Genomic DNA, 21,789 nt, shown 5'->3' with positions numbered 1-21,789 from the left:
TATATCATTTTAGACACAATATTATAATAGTGGTGATAGACATGAAGATGAGACATGCCGTTATTTTAATGTTCATTGCTCTGGTTTCCATCTCAGCGGTCTCAGCAATGGACAATCAGACACTGTTTTCAGCCGAAAGCGATGATGCGCTGTCCGCAAGCAGTGACGAGGACACTCTTGAAAAGACTTATTTCTATGACGAGGACGGCGAGGAGTACGTTGACGACACGGTCGTCACCCATAACGTCGTCAAGTATTACGGTGATGAGGACACTAAATTCAAGGTCAAGGTCTATGATGACGACTACCTTCCGATGGAGGGGGTTTACGTGTCATTCAGGCTTGACTGGGGAAGCTATAAGGAAAAGGCAACCAACAGCAATGGGGAGGTTTACTTTCCATTGAACTATAAGGTCGGAAAGTATGATGCTGAAACCTACATCGAGTCAGGGGACGGAAGAGGCTACTGGAGCGCCGACAATACCGTCACAATCAAGTCCACAATACCTGCAAAGGAGCTTGTCAAGTTCTCCACATCCAAGAAGAAATTCAAGATCCGCTTTTTGGACACAAAAGGAAAGGCGCTGAATGGGCACGCCGTTAAAATCTGGAAGAACGGCCATTGGTACAAGCTCAAGACCGACAGCAATGGATATGTGAAAATCAAGAGCAACTTCAAGGTCGGAAAGAACAGGATAATCGCATACAATCCCGTATCAAAGGAGAAAAGAAAGATTCCGGTAGTGGTGCTTAAGAAGGGAACCCACAGGGTCAATGTGGCAATCGTGGTTTCAAAAACCGCCATCAAGTCCAAAAAGCTTAAAAACGGCGACTACATAGATACAGTCTATGAGACCGAATACAGGCAATACAATCCGGGAGTCTATGCGCAGGCAAACGGCGGGGGATTGACTAATGCAAAGCACACCAAGCTAGTGAAGGCCAAGTTCTACTTCAAGAACAAAAACACCGGCAAGGTCATCACCAAGACCTCCAGGAAGGTAAAGTATGGCTGCATTTCCATAAAGCCTGTAACTGGATATGTTCCGTATAAGGTTACGGTTTGGTATAAGGATAAGAAATAGTTTTTATTTCTTATTTTCTCTTTTTTTTAGATATGTCTGGGATAACATTGGGATAGTGTTGGAATAATCTTGGAATGAGTTAGGAATATGTTTTGAATAACAAGGGGAGACTGTTTGAATGGTCTTGGAATAGGATTGGAATTGTTTTGGTAGGGTGTTGGAATAACTTTGGAATGATGCCTGCGGAAGGAATCTGATGCTGCACTCATGGGATTTTTCCCTGCAAGGGTGTCTGGAACCTTGAGATGATAGGTTTTTCGGTTGGTGTCTTGCCAGTAAGATATGATGTAAAACAAATATTATATACAACTTATACACAAATATAATTTTGGTGATACTATGAAAATAAAGACCAATCATATTCTTATTGTCGTATTGGTTATTTTTGTCATTGGAATGACTATGGGTGCGGCTACAGCAAAGACCGTAACTTTCAAGTCAAAAGACAAATGGCAAACCAAAAAAACTGGAAAATATAAGATTAAGACAAGAACATGGAAAATTAAAAGCTATAGTATGGGCACTTACTATGACGTGGACATTCAAGTTCTTAAAAACGGTAAGCAATTAAGCAGCAGTAAATACTTGACAAAATACAAGTATAAATCCAATGGCAAATGGCACTGGACAAAATGGAGACATGGCGGTGTTGATCATGGATACCATAGGTACAGCACCAATCACAAAGTCAGTCAGGTTAAAGTGAGAGTTTAATGCTCTCCTTTTTTTATTTTTTTTAAAATTTTTTAGTAGTTAATAATTAATATTTTTTAATATTTGTTTATATATAAAGGGATATTGTTTTGGCTGTGTTTTTCATGCATGAAAATTTGCAGGTTGATTTATCTTATAAATATTGGATAATTGATACGAATTTATAATTATGAAAGAGATTAAAAAAATACATTTAATATAGAATATTTCAATAACCATTGAAATTAAATTGGAGTGAGATAAATGGTAATATGCCCTAACTGCTATGAAGAAATCAATGACGAAGACAAAGAGTGGGTTTGTCCGTTTTGTGGATATGAGGATTATGGCGAAGGTTTTTATGAATGCTATAATTGCGGAACTCTCTTTGATTGGAAAGGAGATTTATGGGAATGTGTAAATTGCAATAATGAGGGAATATGCCTTCCAAGGTGTCAGTATATTGATTATAACGATTTTGATGATGACGAATACTGTGAAGATGGCATTCCTGATGTCAATCAAGGTTGGGTTGGAGAGCATTATGGATAAAATGCTTTGATTTATTTATAAGATATGTAATCATATTTTTGTTATAATGTAGTGCAAACTGATTTTTTTTATTTTATTTTTTTGATTTAAGATCTAATTTTTTTGATCTCTTTTTGATCTTTAATATATGATCTAATTTCATTTTTTAAGTTTTTTTAAAATGTTTATTTTAAGTTTAAATGGATTAAATGTACTTATTTTTATTAATAATTTATATTTTGATAAATAAATATTTAATAATTATTTTTTTTTAAAATAACTAAATTTAAATAGTTTTTAATTTAAATAATAATTTAACCACATGTTATAATATTAGATAAGGATGTTGATTTGATGTTGCAGGATTATAAAAATTTTGCGGATATTCTGGCTAGTGATGTTTTAAGTAAATTAGAGGGATCGCATGACGATTTCTTTAGATTTCGTTCTGTTAATAGACCTTCTAGATCAATTGTAATTGGTTCTTTAGCAGATGCGGATATTAAGAATAATAGGTCAAAAACTTCGGTGAAAAACAATAATATGTCTATTAAATTTTTGTTAAACCAAATGGTTGATTCAATTGAGGTTACTCCTTCATTTTGTGTATTTTATCGAGTTTTTCCAACTTTTGAAGAACAACTTTCCTACGTCACTGAATTAAATGATGATAATGATAAACATGTTTTTGCTAAAGTTTGGAAGCGAAAAGAATTTAAAGGAAGTCCTGTTTCATTAAATTTTTTAGAAAATAATATTGAATTAGATTTATCTAAGTTCATCGATGAGATATATGAAGATGATTTACTGTTTACCGCTACAAATAAAGATGAGATTACATGTGATAGTGAAGATGGGTACAATGATCAGTTAGAAAACTTTAAAGGAAGAGGTACCTATCCTAATTTTGAATGGAAATGTAAACTTTATTTAAATGATTCGGATCTATTTGAATATGATGAATTACTAAAATTAATTGAGATTGGTATTGTAAATCTTACTGAAAAAGGAAATTTTGAAACATTTTTATTTAATTGTCATTTGGAAATTAATCTAAAAACTAATCAATTAAGACCATTTCATTATTCTTATGAAAAAAATGATCAAAAGAAAATTTATACAAATAAACTTAGGACTATAAACTGTCATGCTATTTTGGATGATGAAAATAAGATTAATACAATCCATTATTCACGTTATGAAGATCCTAAAAAGTCTCCACGCACTGAAAAAGATGGTTTTAAGGCAACTTTTGAGAAGTTTATTTCCGATGAGTGTATTGAATCACTTGAAGAATTATATGAGTTAATGGATAATTTTAACAAAAATTGTGAAATTAATTTAGATAATTCTGACGAGTTCACAAATTTTCAAAAGTCTAAAGAAAATTTTTTAAGGGGAATTAATTGCTTAAAAGATAATAATAATGCATTAAAAGCATTTAAATTGATGAATAAGTCATTTTTAAAGAATTCTAATGGGAAATACTCTTCATGGAGGTTGTTCCAAATAGTTTTCATAGTTTCAATGATACCTGAAATTGTATGTAAATCAAGTTCAAGAGAGTATTGTGATTTATTACATGTAATGACTGGAGGGGGCAAATCCGAATCATATTTTGGGATTGTAATTTTCACAATTTTTTATGATAGATTGATTGGAAAAACATTTGGAGTATCTGCTATAACTAAATTTCCATTAAGAATGTTGTCTATTCAACAATTACAAAGAATTTCTAGTTTATTTATTTGGGCAGAGAAAATAAGATTGGATAATAAAATAAAAGGTTATCCTTTTACTGTAGCATATTATGTGGGAAATCAAGATGATAGCACATTTCCTAAGGACAATGTAGAAATTATTGAACAGATTAGGAATAATGATGAGATTCCTGGAAAAATTATTTCTGTTTGTCCAATTTGTGGCGAGAAAGTTTTTTTAACTGTTGATGAAGAAAAATCATTAATTTTACATCAATGTTCTGGATGTGAACGAAAATTCGGATTATTTTATACAGATTATGAGATCTTTCGTGTCTTACCAACTTTCATTGTTTCAACTGTTGATAAATTAGCTGCAATTTCTTTTCAAGAGAGAGTTAAAAATATCTTTGGTGGAAAAATAGATAAGTGTTCAGAAGGTCATGGTTTTATTGTTAGAAATGGGGAATGTGATATTAAAGGGTGTAATGGTGAGAATCGACCTGTTAATGTTGGTTTTAATACTGGTCCGTCATTAATTATTCAAGATGAAATGCACTTAGTTAAAGAAGGTTTTGGAACTATTGATTCTCATTTTGAAACATTATATGATGCATTTTCTTATGAATGTAATGGTGAACATCTTAAATATGTTGTAATGACTGCAACGGTTAATGGAGCGGAAAAGCAAGTTAAAGAATTATATAATAAAAAATTAAGAATATTCCCTCCTAATTTAACAGATATTGGGGGAGAAGAGTTTTTCTTTGAGTATCCAAAAGAAAATGATTCTCCAATTATCAATAGACAAATCATCGGTTTGAAACCTAATAATATTGATAATAACTCTGCAATAATATTATCTTTAAGATATGTTTCCGAATTTATTAAATCTGTTGAAGAAGATATGGATTTTGCTAATAAACTGGGTGTTGATCAAGATTCATTAAGTAAAATTGTGGGTTCTTTTAAAAGCATGTTATCTTATCATTTAAAAGTTTCTGATGTTCATAATACTAGGAATTTTGTAGGGAGAAATATTAATGATTCTAATTTTGATGTATATCGTATAGATTCTATGACTTTAACTGGTGCAGATGATCTAGAAGATATTAAGGAAGTTATGCAGGAAATTGAGGATTTCAAGGAGAATGATCAAAAATTACAATTAACATCTGCAACTAATATTGTTTCACATGGTGTTGACTTGGATAAATGGAACCTTATGTTTTTCCAAGGAATTCCTAGAAGTACTTCTGAATATATTCAGGCATTAAGTCGCGTAGGTAGAAAATATCATGGTTTAATTTTCTTATGGTTTTATCCTAATAGAGTTAGGGACCTTAGTTTTTATCAAAATTTCAATGAATATCATAAGATACTTCCTTATAAAGTTGAAAAAGTTCCTATAGCTCGTTGGACAAAATTAGGATTTAAACAAACATTTACATCAATTTTCAACGCAGCGGTTATTAATTATCTTTCTAATGAATTAGAAAAATCTTGTTTTAAACTAAAAGATGCAAATAAAGCTCTTAAGAATGATACTAATAGGCAAATGGTCATTGAATTTATTAAAAAAGCTTATGTTGTTAATAATGAGGATATTGGATCTGATTACTTTAGGGAAAATATTGAGATTGAAGTTGATAAAAGAATTAATCATTTAAAAGGGTATACTGGCGATGAAATCTCTTTACCATATGTTTTAGAAGATAGTCCTTATACCTATTTTAAAACTCAAACTGGTATGAGAGGTATTCAGGATAGTATTAATGTTAAACGAATATTACCTATGTGTTATAGATGATTTTGGTGATTTAAATGGCGGTTAATAAAAATATTTCATATCCCGTGAATAGTGCTTTGTTTCATGTAGTGGATAATTTAATTATTTCTAGAGAAAATATTTCATTTAAAGTGAATAAAATATTCCCTGATGATGATAAAGATAATTTAAATGTTAATAATGAGTTAAGACTAAAAAAATATTTATTCAATGAAATTTCTAAGAGATATAATACGAGAATTCAGTATTATGGTTTGTTATTTAATAATATCTCAAAATCTTTTTTAAAAAATTTTGAAATATTTCCATATAAAATCTATCAAAGTAAAAATTCATTTTCAGCTTTAGCTAATGTTTATCCTAAAGCATTTGCTTGTAGAAAGTGTAATCATTTTATTTCTTTTAAGGAAAATGAGTATGAAAAATTTGATCACTTTGATTTTGATAATTGTGAATTGGGTTGTGGTGGAAGTTACGAACAGATTATCCAAATGAAATTTTGTGAAAAGTGTGGAAGTATTGAAAATTTATCTTCTTATTGTAAAGTTCATAAAAACAATGCCAAATGGAAATTATTGAGGGATGATAAGTTTCAACCAATAACATGGAAATTAGAATGTTTAGATTGTTCAAGGGAAAATAATAATTATGCTCCTAAGGATATTTTAGCACAAAAATGTTATCATAATAATCGTTCAAATGAGGATCCAAGTAGATATACTCTTTTAACGGCAACTGAAGGTTCAATTTTTCATCCTATTGTATTAACTACAGTAGATATTCCAAATACAGATTATGATTCCTTATATTTGGATTATATTCTTTTAGGATTGTATTTACATAAATTTGATGAGTTTTTGGATAGGGAACCCTGCAAGGATAATGATGACCATAAACAAGTAATATTGCATATAAACAATTTTTTAGACATGTCTCAAAATGAAGTTGTGATGGATAAAATTGATCCAAATACTAAAAAATCTGTTGAAATGTTACTAGATTTATTAAATGAATTAGAAGAAGAATTTGATAATTATTCTTTTGTTAATATTAATGATCATATGGTTCTTAGTGGTAGTTTATCTAAAGATTTAATCGATTCTGTTAGTTATAATGACTTTATTAAAGGAAATGAAAAGTTAACAAAAGAATATGGTTCATTTAAAAAGATCTATAAAATAGAACAAGTTAATTACCTTTCGAATATAAATTTAGTTTCAGCGGTAATTGGTTTAAATGTAGGTTTAAATAAATTTTATGAAGAGGATTTTGTTCCTCATTTTGAACCTATTTGGGATTACAAAAATGAATCCATCAGATCATATGTGGTTCCTTTTGAAACTGAGGGATTAATGTTTAATTTGGATAAATGTGAAGTAGTCAATTGGTTAATTGACTTAGGTTTATTGGATATGGAATATGTTTCAGAAGAGGATTTTGCTGTCAATATATTGATGGGGATGCAAAACGGCAGTGAAGAATATTATGCTGTTAAAACGTTAATTCACACATTATCTCATATTTTAATTAGGAGATCTTCTTTATATACTGGACTAGAAGAGGACTCATGTGGCGAAATGTTGTTTGTCAATTCAGCATCATTTTTAATATATTCTTCATCATCAATCAATATTGGAGGATTTTCTTTTGTTTTTGAAAATGCATTATTTGATTGGTTTGAAGGAATTAAACGAGATATTGAGGATTGTTCTTTAGATCCTTCTTGCATTCAAGAAACTGGTGCATGTTTCTCATGTTTATATTTGCCAGAGTATGTTTGTTCAGAATTTAACATGGATTTGGATAGGGATGTATTAATCGGCAAAACTAATAGGTTTTCAAAGGGCTTTTGGTAATATGAAAAATTGGAAAAGTTTTGTATCAAACTTAGGAGCTTATAATTATAATTCCACTCGAGAAGATAAAGATAAACCGGATTATAAGATTCCATTAGGAGATAATTTAAGCCCTACAACAAATATTTTTTTAGATTTGTTTTCAAATTTAATCACTGAAAAAAATTTAATTTTATCTTTTCCAGATAATGTTCTTAAACCGATACCTATTTTAGCACATATATTCGCAAAAAATCAAAAGAAAAGTGTTTTAATTTTCACATCTCACCATAGAGGGTTTAAAAATAGAAATGTAAAAGAATTTCATAATTTAAATTATTGTATGTTATACCATTATGCAGGAAGTTTTGTTTTTTATACAAATATTATAGGTGCTATACGTAAAGGAGTTCTAAAGACGGATATTAAATTTCCAAAATCCGCTGGTAAAAAGAAAATTGCCATAGAAAAACAGAATTTAATTGATAGATTGGAAATGAATGAGCCTAAAATATTATTATTCACTGAGGATAATTTAAATATAATCGAAGAGATATCCGAAGTTCAAATTGATTCAAAACTATCCACATTAAGTGATTCTTCAATTGACTTAGGATTGGTAATTTTTGAAAATGTTGATTTATATGTAAACTCAAAATATACTGCTGAGCGTTTTTTGAAATGGATATCAAAATATTTGGATAGTGAAATTAAATTTTTGTTTCATTTTTCTAATCCTAATTCTAAATTCATTAATCTTGTTAAAAATAAAACAAATTCATTTTTAATACCTTTTAATAAAAATCTATTATTAGATTCAAACTTACTATCTAAATCTCAAGAATATTACTCTAATTTGGAGGATTTTCCTAAAAGAAAACAAGTTATACCAAATTATAATTTGGATTCAAAAATTTTATTCAATTCTCATTCAGTTGATAATAAATGCAATGTATCTATTGTTAAACCATTATTGAGTTTAGGTAACTTTCAGTCACTTTACGGATATGGTAAAAGCATACTAAGAAACATTGATGGGAATAATGTTGTCAATAAGCGATTGTTTAGGGTTTCACAAAAATTATTTTACTCTTTTTTAGATCTATCTGTAAGTCCATTGGGATATAAAGTTAAATATTGTGCTGATAATGGGGATTGTAAACATCTACGTTTAGTTCATTTTTTAGACATATTTAAGAAAAATCTATATAAAGAAAATGACCCTTCAACTCAAAGCTTATTGAATGATTTTATTGATTGTCTAATGAGCATTATTTTTGAATTAGGCAAATCCAGACATTATGGTGAAAAAAACTCATTTAATAGGATAGGTAAAGAATATAAAATATTGGATATTGCAAAAAATAAAAAAAAATATTTTGGCAATGATAAAGATGTAATAATCTGTTGTTATAATTCCGGTGAAGTCGCGTTACTTAATGAAAAATTGATTAAATTTAATATTTCAGGCGTTATTGTTAAAAATATTCATTGGTTACATAAATCATTGTTAGTTAATAAAGAGGATTATAATCTTTTGTTGCCAGGCGCAGTTCCATTAAAATATTTTTCCGAATTATTCATGCCCTATGATACTATTCTTATAGTGTCATATGAAGGATATTGCTATGAAAAAATTTCTAAACAAATAGAATCTATTGAATATATAAATAAAGCAGATGATAGGTTCAGAATCGAAAGTTTTAAAGAAATGTATGAATTTTTGGGGCATGATGATGATACTGGTTTTATAGAGTCTATTGATAAAAACTTTGAAATTCCAACAGATATTGACAAGGAACTCAATGACGAATCATTTGAGGAGGATTATATTTCTCTTATGATAAAAGATATTTTCAAATCTTCTAAATTTAATGAAGATTTTGAAGTTTCTGAAAAAATTGAAAAAGAAATCGAAAAAGATAATAGGGAATCACTGGAAGCAGAAGAAAATTCCGGAGTTAAAACTATTAAATTCAAATTAAAAAATGTTGAAACAGGTAGTGTAATTTATAAAAAATTGCCAGTTAACAAATCTTATAACTATTTAAATGATAAAAGTGAATTTTTGGAGGGGGCCCCAAAATTAATCAAAGAAGGGAATTTTCTAATATTTGTTGAGGGTGATGATAAAAAACGATTATTAGATGTTATTATTGAGATTTATGATTTAGACCTGGCTGTAGATAAAAATTCAATTGAGTACTGGAAAAATAAGGTTATGAATTTCTTTATAGTTAATAATTTAAATTACACTTCTTTTAATAAAAAATTTAATGAAGTTGGTGGTGAAAAAACCATTCCTGCTACTAGTAAGTGGGTAAAAGGAGAGGTTCTTGGACCTCAAAATCCCCATGATTTATTTTTATTAGGTAAATTAATTGAGGATGACATTCTTATGGAAAATTACAGATTTATGTTTCAAGAAATCGAAAAAATAAGGACTATTCATAGATTAACTGGTAAAAGGGTCAATGCTATTGTTAAGACTATTGTCAATGGGAAAGATTCTATTGATAGTACTAAATTAGGTTATACTGGCCAATTATTTTATGATAAAGTTAAACAGGGAATATATGAGGTCATTGAAAAAACTGAAGATTGACTTAAAATAATGATTGTAAAAATTTAATATAGTTTAATTCTTGTATGGGTGTTATTATGAAAACAGAAAATTTTTCGGAAAATTCGTTTTATAAGTATCTTATAGATAATGGATATTTATTTGATAAATATGTTGTTGAAAATTTTTTATTATCTTTAAAAGTCAAATCGTTTGTTATATTTACAGGTAATTCCGGTACCGGTAAAACAAAATTGTCTCAATTGTTTTCTAAATTTTTTAAAGAATATTATTATGATGATGAAGATTACTTAACAGTTCAAGTAAAATCTAATTTTTCATCATGGAGTAATCAGTCATGGACTCTTAGTCCTATTTTTTTCGAAAGGATATTTCCGATTAAGGAATCTCAAATAACATTTAATATGAATGTGGATGGTATTCCTGCTGTGGGGAGTTTATATCCAACAATTCAATTAAAATATTATAGTGATGAATTAAAAAATTATTTTAAAGAAAAATTTGATGAAAATCAGGATCAAGATATTGATCTAAAAATTGAATATGATTCATTAAGAAATTTAAGGTCTGATGATTATATCGATTCAGAACAGAGTATGCAATTAATTCAAAAATCTAATAAATCCTCATATGAAGATAGACAATGGATGGCCAATAAAGCCATTTATGATTATACTCCTTTTAATCAAGGTCAAATCCCTTGCAATATTGTTGTCAATGGAATTAAATCTCAAGGAGATATGAGAATTATATTTAAATTATCTTATAAAAAAAATGAAGTGCTACAAAAATATTTAAAACAAAATTTGGGCAAGGAAGTTAAAATTATTATTGATGTTGATGATTGGGATTTCAAAGACTTTAAATCAGATCTAGATTTAGAAGAATCTGATAAAAGATTAGATAAGAATTATAGAATAGTTCCAGTTGGCGCTAATTGGACAGATAATACAAATATTGTTGGCATAACGCACTTCAAATTATCTACTACTTTTAGTGAAATTTGTTCGATACGATACGAACAAAAAAAATTAAAAAGTAAATGAATTATCTACTACTTTTTAGTTAGATTTGTTTTATAGTTAACGAACAAATATTACTTGTCAAATGCTCTCACTAAAATCCTATAATATTAAAAAAATAGAAAGTGATATTATGGACAACGAGTTAATTGAAGAAGTACATATTATGAAAAACCACAGCGAGAGAACGGAGAGAATCTACAAACACGCTGTGAAAAAGTATACCGAATTTTGTGGAAAGAGTTTGACTGAACTCTTGGAAGAAGCTGAAGCAGAAGAAGATGCAGGTATAAAATGGAAACGCAGAAAATTAAAAAGAAGACTGTTGACCTTCAGGCAATACCTTCTTGACAATTTTTCATTGAATACTGTAAAAGCAATGTTCACACCTATACTTGTAATCTACAGGTATTATGAAATTGAACTTTTCGAATTGCCCCCAATAAATAAAAAAGCTGCAAACACATCTGCACCTATACAATTTGAAGACTTGCCTGATAAGGAAATCATCAGAAAGGCCGTGGATGTGGCTACACCAACAATTAAACCCATCATATTATTTATGGCGTCCAGCGGTTGTGCCAGAATGGAAACACTAAACCTGACCATCGGAGATTATATTGAGGCAGTGAGTGAATACACAAACGAAACCAATATCTTTGATATAATTGCTGATTTGGGTAACTGTGAAGGTGTAGTTCCAACATTTCACATCAAAAGACAAAAAACAGGAAAACATTTTACCACATTCTGCAGTCCTGAAGCAACTCTTGCAATAAACAATTACCTGCTGTGGAGAATAGACTCTTTACTTGATCGCCGTCGACTTTTTAAGGTAGACCCTAATTATTTTACACATGGCTTTTCACTTGTAAATGAAAGATTAAACTTAGGTAAAGTAGGTAACTACAACCGTTTCCGCAGCCACATGCTGAGAAAGTTTCATGCAAGCGCATTGTACAATGACGGCATGCCAATGGAAAAGGTAAATGAATTGCAGGGAAAGGCTAAAAACCAAACTGATACTGCTTACTTTATGGCCAATCCTGATGATCTGAAAGAAGAATATATTCAGCATTTACCTGCACTTACCATGAGCAAGGAGATTGAAAAGATTACCGTCAAATCTCCAGAGTTTATTAAGATGGAAAAGGAAAATGCAGAGTATAAAAAACGAATGGACGGTATTGATGAAGAAATCAGACAGCTTAAAAAGGAAGTCTTAATGAATATCAAATAAAAATTATTAAGTTGAAAATGTAAATTATACATTTCAACATTTTTTCTTATTTTTTTCTAAACACCAATTTTCAAAACACCGATGATTATTTTTTTAGGGTGTACAATTTAATATAAAATAACTCTTTTTACTGAATATTATTCATTAAAATAAGAATAGTAATGTTTATATATTCATTTTGACAAAGTATGATTAGCCATTACTAACTGAAAGCAATTTTACGAAGTGAGAACAATTTTTCACACTCGTACAACTTTTTTTTAGTACGGCTTGAAAATCAATATCTGGAGGTAAAATATCAAAAAAAGCAATGAGAAAAAAAGATCATGATAAAGGATTATACAAAAATAATTTTTCGTGGACAACGAGTTATATTATTTTTTAATATAATCCTAATGGGTCAGTAAGAAAAATAAAAATAATTAGACACGTCGCCAAACGATGTTAAAAATTAATACTTTTCAAAACTTAACCCAATATTTAGTTTATTTTAAGGAATATATAAATATTTATACATTTTAAATTAAAAGACTTATTTTACTCTAAATATCCGGTAAATAATTGAAAACTATTTTTAACAACCTACTATTTTTATTTCAAAGACTTCTGACCCACATTGAGTTTTAGATTGTTGAATATACACCCACAAGGGAAAAATCAGGAGACAAAACATAATGTGTGAAGTAATTAAACCCAAGCCCAATGAAATAATAATTTTCAATAATTTCAGGGCACTTGAAGAATGTATTGCTGAAATTCAGGAAAACGAAAACATTCAAAGTGAAAGGGAATTTTTCAAGTCATACAGAATCAAGATAATGAAACTTGATTAACACCAGACGGATGAACAACATTAAAACATTAACAGGAGTCTTAATTATGATAGAAATGAAAGACATTGACGGAGAACCTCACGTAATAGTTCCAAAAAACATATGGGACAGAATGTGGGATTTATTTAATAAAATTGAATCAGGTGAATAGTATGAATAGCTATTCCCCATTTTCAAAACATTGCATTAACGGAGATGATCAAATGACAACCACCGTTAATCAATTCCAAGATAATTACCATGGCATTTTAACTCACAATGGTGAAATTAAAGTTGCCAAATGTGATGTAGAACAAACAATCCTCCATATTGATGACAACGGTACTGTATTAGTTAAAGGCAGGAAAAAAGCATATGTTACCCAAATTCATGCAAAGCTATTGTCATTAATGCACTATGCGGCTGAAGGTGATATTGGATTTGTAAAATTCAGAAGAGGCGAAGCATATATTGTTGGATTTAGGAAAAATAACGGAGCTAACAAAAATGTCTAAACCAGTTAGATTATATCCTAAACCTGAACCGATGAACCTCAATCCACGATTAATATTAATTGGCAGCATATTATTTGCTTTAGTGATAGGTTGGATTGGAATTATAACAAGTACTGTAGGATTATAAAAGGTGATAAAATGGTTAAAGCCGAAATTATAGAAAGTCCAGAAGTTTCTAAAGAAACTGAATTAATAGCTACCGATAATGTTCCAAATGTTGATGTAGCTATTGAACAATGGGACGCTTATCAAAAACTCTGTAAAGGATTATTAAATGAAACAGATTATCAGGAAATTATTGTAAAAGAAAAAGATGAGAACGGAAACTACGTTAAAGTGAAAAGACACTTTAAGAAAAAATCAGCATGGCAAAAGCTATCACGTGCATTCAATGTTGACACTCACATTGTTGATCGTGACATTGAAAGGACCAAAATGGGAAGAGTACGTGAAGCTTACTATTGCGTTAGAGCAACATAACCTAATGGCCGTAGTGTTGAATCAGATGCATTGTGTTCCCGCAGTGAAAAAGGAAAAGACAAAGTGAGCGATCACACTATAATGTCTACTGCAAAGACACGTGCAACCAACCGTGCAATAGCTGAACTGATAGGTGCTGGAGAAGTTAGTGCTGAAGAAATGACAGCTGAAAAAACTATTCAAAGCCAATCAAAATTTTTAAAAGAGGATGCAAACTAAATCCTCTTTAATATTTTTAAATGAGATGATAAAATGAGTTTTAATGATAAACAAACTATATTCACAGATACACAACTTGATTATGAAGAAATTGTAGAAATTCCAGACGGATATGAAAAAGCAGAATTAAAAGACTTTGAAGATGGTAAACTCTTAACCGGCAGGCCAGAAATGTCTTCTGTAACTTCATACACCTTTGATGATGATGGTGAAGAAAAAACCGTGAACAGATTCAAATTATACATCTTCCAGGATGATGACCAATTATACATTGAAATCAACGTCAACCTCAAAAACGATGGTGACATCCACAAAAACATTCGTAAAGGCAGTGTATTATTTGACTTCATTACCAGTATTCTTGAATTGGAAAATGCAGGTTCTGTTGGTAAATCCAATATCATCAGAAATGTTAACCTTGCTGAATACCGTGAATTCGTTAACAGATTAGGTGAGATGACTATTCAGGTTAAGGAAAAAACCGGAAGCTATGTCTATTACAGTTTCATTGTACGTGATGTCCAAGTGAAATAGCTATATTGAATGGAGTAAACTCACAATGGCAAGCGGTAAAGCACTGTTGAAAAAATACATTAAGGACAATCATTCCGAAGAGATTGAAAAGCTCAAATCTCAAAATAAACAGTGTAAAGTCAGTATTGATTATGAAAGCCTAAATCAATTCCTAATTGAACAGTCAGGAAAAGATTTCTGGAAACATCAGATTTATGAATTTATAGATCAGATGGAAGAAATTTTCAATACTGGCAATGTTGCCTTAAAATTCATGAATGTGCCTGAAAGAGATAATCTCCATGATTTAGATGCCACAAGCAATAACAAATGGATAAGCACCAGAGCCATGATTAAAAACATAACTGATGTGAGAGTTGATTTGAAACAAGCATGTTACATCTGCAGAGAATGTGGAACAATAAACCTGGTTAACATTAACGATCCCAATCAGGCTGAAGTGATTCCAAAATTCTGTAAGAACAATCAATGTGCAGGAACCAGTAAATCAATGTTTTTTGATAAAGACAGTAGTATTTACAGGAATTACAGATTACTGAAACTGGAGGAACCTTTAGAGTTAAGAGGTGGTGGCAGCACAAGAGAATTCAAAGCTATTGTACTGGATTATCTGGCATCACCATTTCATAACCTGAAAGTAGGGGATGTTGTTAATGTAACGGGTATTTTCAAAATCGAACCACGTAAAGTCAAAGGCAGAAGTGATGGACATGAATTTATTATCCATATTCATAACATTACTCCCGTTGATGATGTTTTTGAAGATTCAAGAATATCTGAAGAAGATGTAAAAGAAATAATTAATCTATCTAAACAGGATAATATTTTTGAATTGTTATGGCACAGTTTAGCTCCTGAAGTTTACGGTTATGACATGATAAAGAAAGGTTTGATTCTTCAATTATTTGAAGGCAACAGACCATTAAATGATAGCTTCAAATCCAGCATGATGGACAGGTGGACAATTCATGTGCTATTGATTGGAGATCCAGGAATAGGTAAATCCCAATTGATACAGTCTATGAAAATGCGTGCTCCTAAAAACATTACAATATCCGGAACAAATACATCACAGGCGGGATTGACAGTATCGACCGTTAAAGATGAATTGACAGGGACATGGACAATGGAAGCTGGTGCAACAGTACTTGCAGATACCGGCGTATTGTGTATTGATGAATATGACAAGCTTTCACCGTCAGCACAGAAGAGTTTGAACGAACCTATGGAACAGTCAAGTGTTAGCTCAGCAAAAGCAGGGCTCGTTCAAGTCATGTCAGCTAGAACATCAATACTTGCAGGTGCAAATCCAAAGTACAGTAAGTTTGACCCTTACAAATTATATCGGGATCAACTTGATATACCTGAATCAAATCTATCCCGTTTTGATTTGATATTTGTCTTAACAGATGAAGTTGATAAAGAAAAGGATTCCAAACTTGCAGATGCATTGCTTAATAAGGATTTCATTCTTGATGAATCTGAAATTCTAGATATTGATTTGTTTAAGAAATATATCACATGGATGAAGGCAAATTGCTTTCCCGTTTTAAGCAAAGATGCAAAAATATTGCTTAGGGAATTTTATGTCAATACAAGAAAAACCGCTTTGGAAACAAGTGACGGAAAACCAATCACACCAAGGGATTTGAAAGCTTTGGAGAGATTAACAATAGCTAGAGCAAAATGTGAATACAGACAAGAAGCTACAATAACAGATGCTATTGAAGCTATTGATATCTATAAAGAAGCATTAAGCGGTTTAGGATTAACATTAGCAACAGCCGGTGCATTACATGGAATTCATTCACAAGATGAATTAAATGTTATATCTGATATGGAGAATATGATTAAAAGCAATATAGCTATTGAAGGTATGCCATTATCTGCTGAATCATTGAGGCATTTGGAAATGGAGTGTGGCATGTTATGTCATGAGAAAGGCATTAATCGTGAGGGTATTTTTGACATTGCATATTCAAATGTGAAAAAATCTCTATAAGGTAACTTTTGAAATCATGGTCATATGGTCATAATGCCCATATGGTCATAATATTTCAAGACCCCTGACACCTTTTTGAGAATTGAGTATTACCAATGGAAGCTGAAAGTATGAGTAAGAAAAGTTTAAAGATCAGTATTGAAGAAGAAGTTTTAGAAAAAGCAAAAAAACATATACCTAATCTATCTGGATTTGTTGAAGAATGTTTAAAGCATTACTTCGGTTATGCAGATGGAATATTCCCTATAGGAAACGTTAATGAAATCACAGAAAAGATAGGTAAATTGCAAGTAGAATTGTTTTTAATTAATCAAAACTACGATGCTGAAGAAAGTAGGAAAAATGCAGAAAATGAAGAAAGAGATAAAGCCTGGAGATTCCTATGGAATGATTTTAAACCAACTTTAATTCCAGATGAAACTCTATTAGAAAAAGCTATTGAAATATTAGGAATCAATAGCGAAGAACTAGAAGATATTCTTGACTGGGTTTACATAACTGACATTAACGTTAACACTAACTCCTGGCAAGAAGTATTAAAAGCATATAATGAAAATAAAGACGAATAATAAATCTAAAGTGTTATGTGGAATACTACTTTTCCACATTAACTCTTTGTTGCTACTTTTATAGCTAATTTGACCATTTGCGGCTTAAGTCAGTGTCATTAAATACAGTTTTTTCTTGACATTCTTTTAACTCACTTATGTTATCTCTAAAGAATTTTAAGCAGAAATCTTTTTTTGCATTGAAATTATCGCAGTTTAAATGAATATTTTCCTGACAGTTATCACAACCAACGTCATTGCCTTCTTTGTTTTTACAGGATAATTCATCATTATCATCAAGATAACAATATAGAAATTATCTACTACTTTTAGTGAAATTTGTTCTACAACATACGAACAGATAAGGGCGAAAAGTAGCGGAATTATCTACTACTTTAGCAATAGATATTAAACAAATATTACTTATCAAATGCTCTAACAAAAATTGGATATAATAATCATTAACATATATAAAACCAATTATAAAAATTTTTAAATTAAACCAAGGAGGAAGTGTATGCCCGAATTCAAACTTATTGAAAAGTTACTATACAAAAGCGAACAGAACGATATAGAAGCTGAGTTTATAATTGGAAACGAAACATTATGGTCAAGTCAAAAAGTCATAGCAGAAATATTTGGAACAACATCAGCCAATATTTCAATGCATTTCTCAAATATAATCCAAGAAGGAGAGCTAGATGAAAAAGAAGTAAGCATATCTTCTAAAGACCTTTTTAAAGACAATCCCAATTTTATTAAGAAATCCTTAAAAAAATCAAATAATCGAGGTAGGCCCCAAAAATGGTATAATCTTGACGCAATCATATCAATAGGATACAGAATAAACAGTAAAGAAGCAACACAGTTCCGCCGTTGGGCCAATAAAATATTAAAGGAATATATGATAAAAGGATTTGTCATCGATAAAGAACTTCTGAAAAAAGGTGGAAGATTTACAGAAGACTATTTCGATGAATTATTAGAAACCATACGAGAAATAAGGGCTTCAGAGAGAAGATTCAATCAAAAAATCACAGACATTTATGCAACAAGCTTTGATTATAACAAAGATGCAGACATAACAAAAGAATTCTTTGCCACAGTACAAAACAAACTGATATTTGCAATAAGCAACCATACTGCAGCAGAACTCATAGAAACACGAAGCGATATTGAAAATCCTCATATGGGCTTGACAACCTGGAAAAAAGCACCAAATGGAAAAATACTACAAAGTGACGTGGTCATATCCAAAAATTATTTGAATCAAAATGAATTATCAAGATTAAATAGTTTAGTAGAAGGTTTTTTGAATTTAGCCGAATCACGCGCAGAGGATAGAATCCCAATGGGTATGAAAGATTGGAAAGAACTGCTGGATGACTACCTTAAACTTCGAAGGCTGCCAATTCTTGTTGGCAAAGGTAAGATATCTGCTGAAGAAGCACGAGAACATGTGCTTGAAAAATATGAAAAATTCAGAGTAGTGCAAGATGAAAACTTCATTTCTGACTTTGATCAAATGATTTTAGATATTAAACGTCTAGAAGGAAAATAATATAATTTAGTTTAAAATAATTTTTGTTGTAAATCAATATAACTGAGTTCATTGACTTCTTTTACAACAACACCAATCATCAATGGCAAATCGGATTATGAAACCTCAAAGAATTATTCAAAAAAAGCATCAATTCAAATTGCAAGAATAATTGAGCTTACATCAGACATCAAGATGATTGAAATTCAATTATTTATCGTTTTTATAGTCAATGATTGCAAATATCCTTTTGATGCTTGAAAATGAAGTTTCAATAGTGGCCATCGAGGAACTTAGCTTTTTAATAGGATCTGTTAATAATTGCCCATACATAATAACTGCCAATAGAGTCCCTATCTGAATCTCATTACCTGCTAAAAAGTAAATCCCCGCAATATAAACAGTTATCTTACTTATATTTGTTAAAAGGGTTGTAACAGGCACCATAAAATTAGTAACGTTTTTGGATTTGACATAATAGTCAATTACAGTTTGATTCATTTTTTTAAACCCTTTTTCATGGAATGAATCACGATTTGACAGGCCTCTTTCAAAATAGCTCATCAATCTCCCCAACTGCATTTGATGACCATCGTAATAGTTTTTAGATTTGACATCACATACATAAAAGCAAACGGCATAAACCGGCAATATCACAAGGTATATTAAGCTCAACCTGAAGTCTGTCATCACAATCAACACTATTACAAAGACTATAAATAGAATCTGCGCATAAATTTCAGTAAATTTAGATGAAACAAACTCCCTGATGTTCATCACATCGTTGTTTAGTCTGGATAGAACAAGACCCTTTGAATTTTCCTGAATGAAATCGGAACCAACAGCATCAAGCTTATCAAATAATTTCACTCTTAAATCATATGCTACTTTTTCACCTGTGGCCCCCATGATTCTCTTTGGAGGTAATTTAAACAGATATCCTACTGAATACAATACCAGCAACAGGGCAAGACTAATGTAGATAGCAGGGTCATTAGTTGAATTCCAATTGGAAGCCAATAAATCAACTGTTTTTCCGGCAACTTTTGGGGCATAAACCATGCACAATGTGGATATCGTAAGTAAAATCATTGATATTCTTACTTTGGCCTTATCCTCTTTTAACAATGCAGTGAATTTTTCAGAGATACCCTTTCTTTCATCCCATATGCCCTTAGCCTCTTGAGCAATATCCTCCTCAACAATCTCTATTTCCTTCAGATTATCATTTGTATTGGATTTTATGATTTTATCTTCAATATTCAAGACTTCCTCCAAACGCACAGAAGTGGCATATGCACGTGGCCATCTGTCAATTAATGCAGGAATATTAGCTAGAGTAGTGATGAAGTAGGCAACATATACCAGAATAATGAATGAATCAATTACACTATCAGTTTCAAATCCAATGGTGTATCCTGAATTAACCATTGCCAATGTAACCAGGACAATAACATATAAACCCCACATTAATATTGGTCCGAGGTAACATTGACTTTTAATATAGATGACATTTTTATCATAGGAGTTCTCACATGCCTTTTCAAATTCGACTTCATACTCCTGTTTGTTAAATGGAATCCTGCCAGCTATATCATTGATTTTGGATAAGAATAATAAATTTAGTTTACCATATGTCTTTTTAGCTCTGAAAAATATTTCCACAATCTGTTTCATTCTAAAAATTATGATTGCAGAAAGAACACCAATAAATCCTAAGAAAAATAATGCATAAGTTCCATCAATCAATGCTATTTCATATACAATTGCTACGAATGTAACTGGAATAAGCATTAACTGTTCGAGTATCATCACTATAAATCCCTGTTCGGAGGACATACCTCTGGTTGACCTTGTAACTAGCCCTGAAATTTTAAATTTATCAATTTCCTCACGAGGCAAGTTCATCAGAATATGGAATATTTTCTCACGGACAGTATATGCTGATTTTGAAGCCACTCTTGTTGTGAGAAAAGAGATGACATAAACGGCAATCATTGAAATGACGGTATACATTAACATATATAATCCTGATTTGAAAAGCAAATCAACGTTCTGTTCTTTGACTCCAGTCAAAGCCGCACCGAACAAATCAATTATTTCCATTTGAACGAATGTCTGAATGATTATTAATGCGAAAATAAACACTATTGTTTTCCATTGGAATTTTAATGCAACACTCAAAAACTTTTTCATGATAATAATTTAGTTTTAAAATTATAAATATTACATTATATGCAAAACATATCTTTTAATATATTCCACATACCACCAATTAAGTAATTATACTATTCATATTTAAGTAATTATACTAATTTTATTTAAGCAATTACTAATTTATTTTAAGAAATATATCAAAAAAAATAAATAAAAAATTTAATCATATTTTTATAGATATTATTAATTATAAACTATTTAAAATTATTTATTTTAATAATAAACGATTAAAATAAAATAAAACAATATTTAAGAATGATAACAATATTATAATTTCAAAACAATAATTTTATTGGCGAAATCAAATCAATGTTTGTTGGCTGTCAATATAGCTGGGTCATTTACCTCTTTTACAACTCCCTCTCTTTAATCTCAGCAAGTATCAACGGAGAATTAGGATTGTGTCACTTCTGGTTCCTTTTGACCAGTTCCATATTGGCGTG

General features: G+C 30.4%; 18 protein-coding genes. 16 read left to right on the top strand and 2 right to left on the bottom strand.

What is annotated here, in order from left to right:
- The first annotated feature begins 41 nt into the window (after positions 1–41).
- On the top strand, positions 42–1,085 hold the full coding sequence (locus MBBTH_RS09350) for a hypothetical protein (RefSeq protein WP_116592771.1): 1,044 nt from the start codon (positions 42–44) through the stop codon (positions 1,083–1,085).
- A gap of 3 nt (positions 1,086–1,088) precedes the next feature.
- Here MBBTH_RS09350 and MBBTH_RS10825 read toward each other — a convergent pair whose 3' ends face one another.
- The gene (locus tag MBBTH_RS10825; protein WP_165814066.1) at positions 1,089–1,394 is read right to left on the bottom strand and encodes a hypothetical protein; all 306 of its coding nucleotides are present in this window, start codon (positions 1,392–1,394) and stop codon (positions 1,089–1,091) included.
- 30 nt (positions 1,395–1,424) lie between these two features.
- Here MBBTH_RS10825 and MBBTH_RS09345 point away from each other — a divergent pair, with 30 nt between their 5' ends.
- The 15 genes from MBBTH_RS09345 (at position 1,425) to rhuM (ending at position 19,150) form a co-directional block, all read left to right on the top strand.
- Positions 1,425–1,799, top strand: coding sequence for a LapA family protein (locus tag MBBTH_RS09345; RefSeq protein ID WP_116592770.1), 375 nt, complete (start codon positions 1,425–1,427; stop codon positions 1,797–1,799).
- A gap of 243 nt (positions 1,800–2,042) precedes the next feature.
- Positions 2,043–2,330 carry a hypothetical protein gene (locus MBBTH_RS09340; RefSeq protein WP_116592769.1) on the top strand — a complete coding sequence of 96 codons (288 nt, stop codon included), beginning with the start codon at positions 2,043–2,045 and terminating at the stop codon, positions 2,328–2,330.
- A 333-nt stretch (positions 2,331–2,663) separates the two neighbouring features.
- Entirely contained in the window at positions 2,664–5,819 is a 3,156-nt protein-coding gene (locus tag MBBTH_RS09335) for a helicase C-terminal domain-containing protein (RefSeq protein WP_116592768.1), read from the top strand.
- A gap of 14 nt (positions 5,820–5,833) precedes the next feature.
- Positions 5,834–7,654, top strand: a complete 1,821-nt coding sequence (locus tag MBBTH_RS09330) for an RNA-binding protein (protein WP_116592767.1) — start codon at positions 5,834–5,836, stop codon at positions 7,652–7,654.
- 1 nt (position 7,655) lies between these two features.
- Positions 7,656–10,238 carry a DISARM anti-phage system protein DrmE domain-containing protein gene (locus MBBTH_RS09325; protein WP_116592766.1) on the top strand — a complete coding sequence of 861 codons (2,583 nt, stop codon included), beginning with the start codon at positions 7,656–7,658 and terminating at the stop codon, positions 10,236–10,238.
- 56 nt (positions 10,239–10,294) lie between these two features.
- Positions 10,295–11,263 carry a hypothetical protein gene (locus MBBTH_RS09320; protein WP_116592765.1) on the top strand — a complete coding sequence of 323 codons (969 nt, stop codon included), beginning with the start codon at positions 10,295–10,297 and terminating at the stop codon, positions 11,261–11,263.
- 109 nt (positions 11,264–11,372) lie between these two features.
- Complete coding sequence (locus MBBTH_RS09315; RefSeq protein ID WP_116592764.1) at positions 11,373–12,479, top strand: tyrosine-type recombinase/integrase; 1,107 nt, start codon at positions 11,373–11,375, stop codon at positions 12,477–12,479.
- Between the two features lie 674 nt (positions 12,480–13,153).
- Positions 13,154–13,312 carry a hypothetical protein gene (locus MBBTH_RS10945; RefSeq protein ID WP_165814064.1) on the top strand — a complete coding sequence of 53 codons (159 nt, stop codon included), beginning with the start codon at positions 13,154–13,156 and terminating at the stop codon, positions 13,310–13,312.
- 152 nt (positions 13,313–13,464) lie between these two features.
- Positions 13,465–13,806: a hypothetical protein gene (locus MBBTH_RS09310; protein ID WP_116592763.1), complete on the top strand. Its 342-nt coding sequence runs from the start codon at positions 13,465–13,467 to the stop codon at positions 13,804–13,806.
- Between the two features lie 138 nt (positions 13,807–13,944).
- The gene (locus MBBTH_RS09305; protein ID WP_116592762.1) at positions 13,945–14,286 is read left to right on the top strand and encodes a hypothetical protein; all 342 of its coding nucleotides are present in this window, start codon (positions 13,945–13,947) and stop codon (positions 14,284–14,286) included.
- A gap of 63 nt (positions 14,287–14,349) precedes the next feature.
- Positions 14,350–14,505 (top strand): hypothetical protein, encoded by a 156-nt coding sequence (locus MBBTH_RS10940; protein ID WP_165814063.1) that lies wholly within the window; start codon positions 14,350–14,352, stop codon positions 14,503–14,505.
- Between the two features lie 33 nt (positions 14,506–14,538).
- Positions 14,539–15,039, top strand: coding sequence for a hypothetical protein (locus tag MBBTH_RS09300; protein ID WP_116592761.1), 501 nt, complete (start codon positions 14,539–14,541; stop codon positions 15,037–15,039).
- 25 nt (positions 15,040–15,064) lie between these two features.
- The gene (locus MBBTH_RS09295) at positions 15,065–17,041 is read left to right on the top strand and encodes an AAA family ATPase (protein ID WP_116592760.1); all 1,977 of its coding nucleotides are present in this window, start codon (positions 15,065–15,067) and stop codon (positions 17,039–17,041) included.
- A 95-nt stretch (positions 17,042–17,136) separates the two neighbouring features.
- Positions 17,137–17,610 carry a BTB/POZ domain-containing protein gene (locus MBBTH_RS09290; RefSeq protein ID WP_116592759.1) on the top strand — a complete coding sequence of 158 codons (474 nt, stop codon included), beginning with the start codon at positions 17,137–17,139 and terminating at the stop codon, positions 17,608–17,610.
- 496 nt (positions 17,611–18,106) lie between these two features.
- A complete protein-coding gene (rhuM, locus tag MBBTH_RS09285; RefSeq protein WP_012955174.1) occupies positions 18,107–19,150 on the top strand; it encodes a RhuM family protein in 1,044 nt (347 codons plus the stop codon).
- Between the two features lie 189 nt (positions 19,151–19,339).
- On the opposite strand, the gene MBBTH_RS09275 is transcribed toward rhuM, so the two are convergent.
- Positions 19,340–21,325, bottom strand: coding sequence for an ABC transporter transmembrane domain-containing protein (locus MBBTH_RS09275; protein ID WP_083777622.1), 1,986 nt, complete (start codon positions 21,323–21,325; stop codon positions 19,340–19,342).
- Positions 21,326–21,789: the final 464 nt, after the last annotated feature.

The organism is Methanobrevibacter thaueri, from assembly GCF_003111625.1.
Classification (GTDB): Archaea; Methanobacteriota; Methanobacteria; order Methanobacteriales; family Methanobacteriaceae; genus Methanocatella; species Methanocatella thaueri.
This window is presented reverse-complemented; position numbering and strand designations above follow the sequence as displayed.

Coding starts and splice junctions, on each gene's coding strand:
- MBBTH_RS09350 (WP_116592771.1), top strand. CDS start 42: ATGAAGATGAGACATGCCGTTATTTTAATGTTCATTGCTCTGGTTTCC.
- MBBTH_RS09345 (WP_116592770.1), top strand. CDS start 1,425: ATGAAAATAAAGACCAATCATATTCTTATTGTCGTATTGGTTATTTTT.
- MBBTH_RS09340 (WP_116592769.1), top strand. CDS start 2,043: ATGGTAATATGCCCTAACTGCTATGAAGAAATCAATGACGAAGACAAA.
- MBBTH_RS09335 (WP_116592768.1), top strand. CDS start 2,664: ATGTTGCAGGATTATAAAAATTTTGCGGATATTCTGGCTAGTGATGTT.
- MBBTH_RS09330 (WP_116592767.1), top strand. CDS start 5,834: ATGGCGGTTAATAAAAATATTTCATATCCCGTGAATAGTGCTTTGTTT.
- MBBTH_RS09325 (WP_116592766.1), top strand. CDS start 7,656: ATGAAAAATTGGAAAAGTTTTGTATCAAACTTAGGAGCTTATAATTAT.
- MBBTH_RS09320 (WP_116592765.1), top strand. CDS start 10,295: ATGAAAACAGAAAATTTTTCGGAAAATTCGTTTTATAAGTATCTTATA.
- MBBTH_RS09315 (WP_116592764.1), top strand. CDS start 11,373: ATGGACAACGAGTTAATTGAAGAAGTACATATTATGAAAAACCACAGC.
- MBBTH_RS10945 (WP_165814064.1), top strand. CDS start 13,154: ATGTGTGAAGTAATTAAACCCAAGCCCAATGAAATAATAATTTTCAAT.
- MBBTH_RS09310 (WP_116592763.1), top strand. CDS start 13,465: ATGAATAGCTATTCCCCATTTTCAAAACATTGCATTAACGGAGATGAT.
- MBBTH_RS09305 (WP_116592762.1), top strand. CDS start 13,945: ATGGTTAAAGCCGAAATTATAGAAAGTCCAGAAGTTTCTAAAGAAACT.
- MBBTH_RS09300 (WP_116592761.1), top strand. CDS start 14,539: ATGAGTTTTAATGATAAACAAACTATATTCACAGATACACAACTTGAT.
- MBBTH_RS09295 (WP_116592760.1), top strand. CDS start 15,065: ATGGCAAGCGGTAAAGCACTGTTGAAAAAATACATTAAGGACAATCAT.
- MBBTH_RS09290 (WP_116592759.1), top strand. CDS start 17,137: ATGGAAGCTGAAAGTATGAGTAAGAAAAGTTTAAAGATCAGTATTGAA.
- rhuM (WP_012955174.1), top strand. CDS start 18,107: ATGCCCGAATTCAAACTTATTGAAAAGTTACTATACAAAAGCGAACAG.
- MBBTH_RS09275 (WP_083777622.1), bottom strand. CDS start 21,325: ATGAAAAAGTTTTTGAGTGTTGCATTAAAATTCCAATGGAAAACAATA.